Here is a 6,202-nt window from a genome sequence, read left to right as displayed (position 1 = left end):
CCCCCCCCCCCCCCCCCCCCCATGCACACCCTCTTCATCGACGCCGACGCCTGCCCCGTGAAGGAGGAGTGTTTCCGCGTGGCCGAGCGGGTCGGGTTCCGGGCCATCGTCGTGTCGAACGGCTGGATCAACACGCGCCGGGCGCCCTTCATCGAACAGGTGGTGGTCGAGGCCGGGCCGGATGTCGCCGATGACTGGATCGCCGAGCGGGCGGGGCCGGGCGACATTGTGGTGACCAGCGACATTCCGCTGGCCGACCGCTGTCTCAAGGCCGGGGCCCAGGCACTGCGCCCCAACGGCACGGCCTTCACCCCCGACTCGATCGGCTCGGCCCTCGCCGGGCGCTCGATCGGCGAGCACCTGCGCGGCATGGGGGTCGAGACCTCGGGCCCGCCGCCGTTCTCGGCGCGCGATCGCTCCAACTTCCTGCAGGCGCTGGACCGGGCCGTGGTCGTGGCCAGACGGGCGGGGGGCTAGGCCATGTGCGCCTCCTACGAAGCCCGCTTCAGCATCACCGAACTGGTGCGCCTGTTGAAGGATGCCGAAGCCCCGCTGGACCTGCCCGGCGGCCTGCCGAACCTTGAGCCGCGCGACGAGCTCCGCCCCACCAACCTCGCCCCGGTCATCCGGGCTGCGGAAGGGGAGGGCGCGACGACCGGGCTGGCCGAGCTGCGATTCGGCTTTCCGCCGCCGGCGGGGCGCAAGGGCGGGCCGGTCATCAACTATCGCTCCGAGGGCCGCACCCTCGGCAACGGGCCGCGCGGTGGTCGCTGTCTGGTGCCGGCCTCGGGCTTTTACGAATTCACCGGCGACCGCTATCCCAAGACGCGCTGGCGTCTGTCGGCGGCCGACGGCCAGCCGCTGATGCTGGCGGCGGTCTGGCGGGCCGGAGCGGAGGGCCAGCCCGAGGCCTTCGCCCTGCTGACGGCCGAGCCGGGGCCCGACGTCGCCCCCTATCACACGCGCGGGGTGCTGCCCCTGCCGGTCGGGGCGCTGGCCGACTGGCTGTTCGACCGCCGCCCGGCCGCCGACCTGCTGGTGCCCCCGCCCGCCGGCACCCTGATCGCCGAACTCAAGCCGAGGGAGGCGCGGGGCTGAGGATGGCCGTCAGCGAGCCGTCGCTTTCCAGAATGACCACCTCGGCCTCGGCCAGGCTGTGGCCCCCGGCTTCCCATACGGCGGTCAGGGCCTCGTCCGCGGTCACCCGCTCGCGGCGCAGGGCGGCCTCCAGCGGCTGTCCGTCGCGGACCAGCACCGTGGGCTCGGACCGCACCCCCTCGCGCAGCCAGCGGAAGCGCACCGATGACCAGGTCACGAGGAACTGCAGGGCGATCAGGCTGGCCAGCGCCACCAGCCCCTCGGCCAGGGCGACGTCCTTGTTCAGCAGGGTCGTCGCCAGGATCGACCCCAGCGCCACCGTGACCACCAGGTCAAAGGCGTTCAGCTTGGACAGGGTCCGCTTGCCCGAAATCCGGAGGAACAGCACCAGCCCCCCATAGGCCAGCACTGCGACCACGGCCGTGCGGATCAGCCCGCTCCAGCCCTGAAACAGCATGTCCATCCAGTTCATTGTACGCTCCCGCGGGCGGCATCGCCCGGGGGAACAACAATCCGCGGCCCCGAGGGTTCAGTCCAGCAGGGCGGTGGAGGCGGCTTCCAGCTCGGCCTCCAGCCGCGCCATGAAGGCGTCGCGCTTCAGTCCGGCGGGGATGGGGGGCAGGAACTCATAGACCACGGTGCCGGGGGTGCGGCGGAACCCGTGGGCCGGCCAGTGCTGGCCTGCATTGGTGGCCATGGGCACGCAGGGACTGTCCAGGTCGCGATACAGGGCGGCGATGCCGGGCTTGTAGTCGGGCGGGGCGCCGGGGGCGGTGCGGGTACCCTCCGGGAAGATCAGGATCTGCCGCCCTTCAGCGAAGCGGGTGCGGGCCTGACGGACCATGCCCTTGAGGGCTGCCGAATGGGCCGAGCGGTCGATGGCGATCATATTGGTCCGCGCCGCGAACCAGCCGAAGAAGGGCAACACGATCAGCTCCCTCTTCATGATGTAACAGGGGTCCGGAAGGAAGGTGAAAGGGGCGATCACATCCAGCATGCCCTGATGCTTGCCGGCGATCAGGGCGGGGCCGCTGGGCCGGTGCTCCAGCCCGCGCACCTCGACCTTTACACCGCAGATCCAGCGCAGGCCGAACAGCACAAAGGCCGCCCACATGCGGATCACCACCATGGAGGGGTCCCGCCCGAACAGCAGCACGGGCGACATGAACAGGGCAAAGATCGCCATCGACAGATACAGCCAGGCGACAAAGATCAGGGAGCGCAGCGTGGTCACTCGCGGGCCTTCTTCGCGGCTTCCTCGGCCACGTCCTGGACGGCGTCGGCCGAGCGGTCGCCGCTGATGCGCCGCACGCCCTCGCGCACCATGACGGTCAGATACTTCATGTATTCCAGAGTCATGCGCCGGGCCGTCACCGCCGCCCGCCACCAGCCCCGGTCGTCCAGCGCCGGCGTCTTGACGGCATAGGGGGTCAGCTCGACCCCGGGCAGGGCGCTGCGGATCTCCACCAGGCTGCGCGGCATGTGATAGTCCGAGGTCACCACGATCAGGCTCTCATAGCCGTTGGCCCGGGCCCAGCGACCGATCTCCTGGGCATTGCCCATGGTGTTCTCGGCCTCGAACCCCAGGTCGACGCAGCAGGCGAACAGCCGGGTCGAGCCGGGGGTCACGGCCTTCAGCTCGGCCTTCTGCACCTGACGGTTGACGCCCGAGATCAGCAACCGGTCGCCCTTGCCGTTCTCCAGCAGGCGGACCGCGGCGTCGACCCGCTCGGACGAGGGGCCGGTCAGGGCCACGATGCCGTCCGCCCGGGCGGGGTCCTCCGCTGGCGTATAGCTCCGCACCCGGTCGGCAAAGGCGAACAGCCCGACCAGCCAGACGAGGGCGAGAATGGCGAGGAGGGCCAGGTACCGCATTAGCCTTGATTAGCCCCCGGCCCGCTGCCTGCCAAGCCACAGATGGATCGACAGCCGCGCGGCCACCACGGCCACGACCGCCGTCACCAGCGGCCAGGGCGCCAGCCACACCAGGTCGGTCAGGATCAGCGGAAACACCCGACCGAGCGTCCCGGTCAGGGGGGCCAGCGCCAGCCCCAGTCCGGCCAGCAGGGCCAGCCCCGCCCCGACGGCTCCGGCCAGGGCTGCGTCCCGCCCCAGATGCCACTGGGCGAGGAAGGTCAGGCCCGCATCATCGGCCCCTGCCAGCTGCAGGGCGTGCAGCGCGCCCGACCGGCTCTCGACCGCCTGCCGCGCACTCAGAACGATCGCCGTGGCGGTCAGCAGGGCGGCGACCAGCAGGCCCAGCAGGGTCAGGTCCCGGACCCCCCGCGCGGCGGCGGTAAAGTCCTCTCGCCACAGGCTATGGTCATCCACCGTACCGTCGACCCCGGCCTCGGCCAGGGCCCGGTTCAGGCTGATGGCGCTGGCGGGCTCGGCCGGGTCCAGCCTCAGCTGCACCAGTTGCGGCAGGGGCAGGGTCGCCAGATCTGCCTCGCCCAGCCACGGGCGCAGCAAGGCCTCGGCCTCCTCGCGCTCAAGGGCCACGGCCTCGCGCACGCCGCGCACCCCGGCGAGCGCTTCGGCGGCGCGCGCGGCGGCGGTCGCTCCGCTCTCATCGGCCCGGGGTCGAATCAGGGCGGTGGCCTCGTGCGAGACGGTGCTGGCCCAGTCGCCGGCCGCACGGCTGGCGCCCACATGGGCCAGAAGGGTCAGGGCGGTCAGCAGGCTCAGCACGGTCAGCACCACCAGGCCGAGCCGCCGGGTGGCACCGCCGTCGGGCCACAGGTCCGGGCCAAGAAGCAGGGCAGGGCGCCTCATCGCTTCCGCTCCGGCTCGACCAGCCGACCGGCTTCGAGGTGCAGGCGTCGGTCGCCCTTCCGGGCCTCCGAGCCCGGCCCGTCGCCGTCCTGCGTCATGACCACGGTCGCCCCCTGCCGGTTCAGGGTGCGCAGCAGGCCCAGCATGCGCTTGGCCGAGGCCACATCCAGCCCGGCCAGCGGCTCATCCGCCAGGATCAGCTCGGGCCCCGTCATCATGGCCCGCGCCAGCGCCACCAGTCGCCGCTCGGCCCGCGACAGCGTCCCCGCTGCCCGTCCGGCCATGTCGGACAGGCCGACGAAATCGAGCATGGCGGCGAGATCCGACTCACGCCTGCGCGGGTCTTCGCCTGTAACCCGCAGGGTCACCGTCAGGCTGTCTGCCACGCTCAGATGCGCCAGCAGCGGGTCATCCTGGGTGATCAGGCCGATCCGGCGTCGCAGCGCCCGGGCGGTGCGCCCGCGCACCTGCGCCCGGTCCTGGCCGAACAGAACCACCTCACCGGCATCCGGACGGACCAGCCCGGCCATCATCCCGATCAGCAGGCTCTTGCCGGCGCCGGACCGCCCGGTAAGGAAGTTGAAAGAGCCCGTCGTCACAGTGAGATCGATACCCCGCAGCAGGTCGGGGTGTCCGGCGTGGCCGAACGTCACGCCTCTCAGGCGCACCGGCCAGCCGGCTTCGCCTCGGGGGCCATCGGTCGGGCTGGACAGGTCAGAGGCGGCGATCGTGCGAGTCACATCGAATACAGGTCAGGGAAGCCGGGACAGGGGTCAACGGGGCGCGGGGTCGCTTCCGGGGGCGCGACTCCTCATGCCTCGCGGTCACCGCCCATGATACTGACCTGCCCTGCCTGCGCCACCAGCTATTTCGTCCCCGACACCGCCCTGGGGGCCGGGGGGCGCACGGTCCGCTGCCAGTCCTGCGCCAACACCTGGCATGCCATGCCGGAAGAGCCCCTGGAGCTTGAAGCCGAGGCGGCGCCGGCGGCAACCGCCCCGGCACCGGCCGAGAGCCAGGCCCCGATGCGGGAGAGCCTGGCGGAGACACCCGCGCCCGAGCTGCCCAAGGCCTATCGCGCCCGCGCAGAAACCGCCCGCCGAACGCGCCGCGCCGCCATGCACGGGGCCGTCTGGGCCGGGGTGGCCAGCATCTTCCTGGGCCTGCTCGCCGGGGCCTGGCTGTTCCGGGTCGAGGTGGTCGACATCCTGCCGCGCACGGCCGTGGCCTATGCCGCCGTCGGCATGCCCGTGAACGTTACCGGGCTGGAGTTTGAGGCCGTCGGTGCGCGTGCCCTGCCGGAAACGCCGGACAAGGTCATGGTGTCGGGCGCGCTGCGCAATGTCCGCGACCGCGAAATCGTGGCCCCCGCCATCCGCGTGGCCCTGCTCGACGCCCACGGAGCCGAAATCGCCCATGCGGTAGTGCGCACAGATGGCGCCCCGGTTCTGCCGGGCCAGGTGTCGGGCTTTGCCGTGACCCTCGCCGACCCGGGCGGCAAGGCCACCGGCGTGGGCGTCGATTTCGTTCTCGACGCCCCGGCCGTTCCGGTCCCCGTCCAGCGGCCCCCGGCGCGCAAGGACTCGACCGCAGACCATGAGGCGCCTGCCGATCACGAGGCGGACGCGTCCGTGCATCCGGCCTCGACCCCTCACGAAGCCGCCCCCGATGCGGCCCCGGCGTTGCGTCCGGCGCAGGCCCTGTCCTCCGACGCGCCGGCAGAACTGACGCCCGTCGCCGCCGTGCCGCTCGACAGCCCGGCCCATTAGGCGCTATCGGCCCCGCATGGCCGATCCCTCCTCCGACCGTCCCGCCCCGTCTGTCCTGCTCGATCAGGCCGGAGTGGCCGCCGTGGTCGAGGATCTGGCGCAGCGCATCGCCCCGCACGTCGATGACGAGACCGTGGCCGTGGTGCTGCTGACCGGAGGGCTGTGGTTCGCCGCCGATCTGACCCGGGCGCTGGCCCGTCAGGACCGCCACCTGCGTTTCGATGCCCTGTGGCTGGCGTCCTATGGCGACGGCAAGGAGAGCAAGGGCCGGATCGAGGTGCGCGCCCCCCTCCAGCGCCCGGTGGAGGGCCGCAAGGTGCTGATCCTGGATGATGTGTTCGATAGCGGCCTGTCGCTGGCGGAATCGGTCCGGATGATCCGCGACGCGGGCGCCGCCGAGGTGCTGACCGCTGTCTTTGCCCGCAAGCCCTGGCCCCTGCCGCGTGCGCCGGAGCCGGACTTCGTCGGCTGGGAGGCCCCGAACCGCTTTCTGGTCGGCTATGGCCTGGACCATGGCGGGGCCTGGCGGGGCCTGCCTGACATCTGCGCCCTCGACTGAG

Annotated in this window: 9 protein-coding genes; 4 read left to right on the top strand and 5 right to left on the bottom strand. The window is 72.1% G+C overall.

The window, feature by feature from the left end; all coding sequences use genetic code 11:
• The first annotated feature begins 21 nt into the window (after positions 1-21).
• A complete protein-coding gene (locus tag V7672_RS03370; RefSeq protein WP_335623283.1) occupies positions 22-477 on the top strand; it encodes a YaiI/YqxD family protein in 456 nt (151 codons plus the stop codon).
• 3 nt (positions 478-480) lie between these two features.
• Complete coding sequence (locus tag V7672_RS03365) at positions 481-1,098, top strand: SOS response-associated peptidase family protein (RefSeq protein ID WP_335623257.1); 618 nt, start codon at positions 481-483, stop codon at positions 1,096-1,098.
• Here V7672_RS03365 and V7672_RS03360 read toward each other — a convergent pair.
• The 5 genes from V7672_RS03360 to V7672_RS03340 are packed head-to-tail and all read right to left on the bottom strand — an operon-like array spanning position 1,073 to position 4,613.
• Positions 1,073-1,570, bottom strand: coding sequence for a DUF421 domain-containing protein (locus V7672_RS03360; protein ID WP_335623256.1), 498 nt, complete (start codon positions 1,568-1,570; stop codon positions 1,073-1,075). The two genes, V7672_RS03365 and V7672_RS03360, sit on opposite strands and share 26 nt — an antisense overlap.
• Positions 1,571-1,627: 57 nt before the next feature.
• Positions 1,628-2,332 (bottom strand): lysophospholipid acyltransferase family protein, encoded by a 705-nt coding sequence (locus V7672_RS03355; protein ID WP_335623255.1) that lies wholly within the window; start codon positions 2,330-2,332, stop codon positions 1,628-1,630.
• Positions 2,329-2,973 (bottom strand): YdcF family protein, encoded by a 645-nt coding sequence (locus V7672_RS03350; RefSeq protein ID WP_335623254.1) that lies wholly within the window; start codon positions 2,971-2,973, stop codon positions 2,329-2,331. The genes V7672_RS03355 and V7672_RS03350 overlap by 4 nt, the downstream gene beginning before the upstream one ends.
• Before the next feature lie 9 nt (positions 2,974-2,982).
• Positions 2,983-3,873 (bottom strand): ABC transporter permease, encoded by an 891-nt coding sequence (locus V7672_RS03345; protein WP_335623253.1) that lies wholly within the window; start codon positions 3,871-3,873, stop codon positions 2,983-2,985.
• Positions 3,870-4,613, bottom strand: coding sequence for a cell division ATP-binding protein FtsE (locus V7672_RS03340; protein WP_335623251.1), 744 nt, complete (start codon positions 4,611-4,613; stop codon positions 3,870-3,872). Before V7672_RS03340 ends, V7672_RS03345 begins: the two co-directional genes overlap by 4 nt.
• A gap of 93 nt (positions 4,614-4,706) precedes the next feature.
• On the opposite strand from V7672_RS03340, the gene V7672_RS03335 reads away from it, so the two are divergent.
• Complete coding sequence (locus V7672_RS03335) at positions 4,707-5,642, top strand: MJ0042-type zinc finger domain-containing protein (protein WP_335623249.1); 936 nt, start codon at positions 4,707-4,709, stop codon at positions 5,640-5,642.
• Positions 5,643-5,658: 16 nt separating this feature from the next.
• Positions 5,659-6,201, top strand: coding sequence for a phosphoribosyltransferase (locus V7672_RS03330; protein ID WP_335623248.1), 543 nt, complete (start codon positions 5,659-5,661; stop codon positions 6,199-6,201).
• Position 6,202: the final 1 nt, after the last annotated feature.

This window comes from Brevundimonas sp. (assembly GCF_036963785.1).
Classification (GTDB): Bacteria; Pseudomonadota; Alphaproteobacteria; order Caulobacterales; family Caulobacteraceae; genus Brevundimonas.
The sequence above is the reverse complement of the archived record's forward strand: the minus strand, read 5'-3'. Positions and strand labels throughout refer to the sequence as shown.

What these genes read in the sequence shown, in the direction of transcription:
- V7672_RS03360 (WP_335623256.1), bottom strand. Translation starts at nt 1,570, where the DNA reads ATGAACTGGATGGACATGCTGTTTCAGGGCTGGAGCGGGCTGATCCGC.
- V7672_RS03365 (WP_335623257.1), top strand. Translation starts at nt 481, where the DNA reads ATGTGCGCCTCCTACGAAGCCCGCTTCAGCATCACCGAACTGGTGCGC.
- V7672_RS03345 (WP_335623253.1), bottom strand. Translation starts at nt 3,873, where the DNA reads ATGAGGCGCCCTGCCCTGCTTCTTGGCCCGGACCTGTGGCCCGACGGC.
- V7672_RS03350 (WP_335623254.1), bottom strand. Translation starts at nt 2,973, where the DNA reads ATGCGGTACCTGGCCCTCCTCGCCATTCTCGCCCTCGTCTGGCTGGTC.
- V7672_RS03335 (WP_335623249.1), top strand. Translation starts at nt 4,707, where the DNA reads ATGATACTGACCTGCCCTGCCTGCGCCACCAGCTATTTCGTCCCCGAC.
- V7672_RS03370 (WP_335623283.1), top strand. Translation starts at nt 22, where the DNA reads ATGCACACCCTCTTCATCGACGCCGACGCCTGCCCCGTGAAGGAGGAG.
- V7672_RS03330 (WP_335623248.1), top strand. Translation starts at nt 5,659, where the DNA reads ATGGCCGATCCCTCCTCCGACCGTCCCGCCCCGTCTGTCCTGCTCGAT.